The 930-nt window shown below is 36.9% G+C and carries 1 protein-coding gene; it reads left to right on the top strand.

Annotated elements, in window-relative coordinates:
• On the top strand, positions 1-930 hold a 930-nt coding region (locus E2R67_RS16370; protein WP_134292014.1), incomplete at both ends, for an IS4 family transposase.

Below are 930 nucleotides of genomic sequence, written 5' to 3'. Positions count from 1 at the left end.
TGGTGCGGACTCAATTTATATGGTGTTGATGGTGTCGTTTGGCGTACGCCTGACACTAAAGAAAATAGTGCTGTATTTTCGCGCTCTGCCAATAAATCCTATGAATCATCCTACCCACAAGTTCGTATGGTTTGCATGATGGAATTAAGTAGTCACCTAATTGTAGATAGTGCTTTTGCTAGTGTTGCTGAAAGTGAAATGAATTTAGCAGCTAATTTAGTCAATAGTATTCCAGATAATAGCCTGACATTATTTGATAAAGGCTTTTACTCATTAGGTTTATTGCATGATTGGCAAAATAAAGGGAAAAACACACATTGGTTACTCCCCTTAAAAAAGGGGACTCAATTTGAAATTATCAGAAGTTTAGGTCGACAAGATAAATTGGTACGTATTGCAACAACCCCACAAGCGAGAAAAAAACGACCGCATTTACCTGAGCATATTGAAGCTAGGTTAGTCACTCGTAATATCAAAGGGAAAGAAGTAAAAATACTCACATCGATGACAGACAATATGGCTTACCCCAATGCAGAAATCGTTGATTTATATACACATCGTTGGGAAATAGAGCTGGGTTACCGTGAAATGAAACAGCATATGCTTGAAAGTCGATTTACATTACGTAGCAATCTACCTGAATTAATTCATCAAGAATTATGGGGTGTTTTACTTGCTTATAATTTAATTCGTTACAAAATGATATTGATGGCGAAATCACTGAAAGGTGTTTTTGCTAATCAATTGAGTTTCAGAGATGCGTCTTCTCATATTATTCATACACTCACGATGATGCCGATATACGCACCAGGTAATGTTCCTAGAATAGTGATTGATATAGAAAGAAATGCGGCACAATTTAAGTTGGAGGGAAAACGTGAGCGAAGTTATCCGAGGTGTTTAAAAGCGTCTAAAAATCGATATCCAGTG

The sequence above is a fragment of the Psychromonas algicola genome, from assembly GCF_004378355.1.
GTDB lineage: Bacteria > Pseudomonadota > Gammaproteobacteria > Enterobacterales > Psychromonadaceae > Psychromonas.
This window is presented reverse-complemented; position numbering and strand designations above follow the sequence as displayed.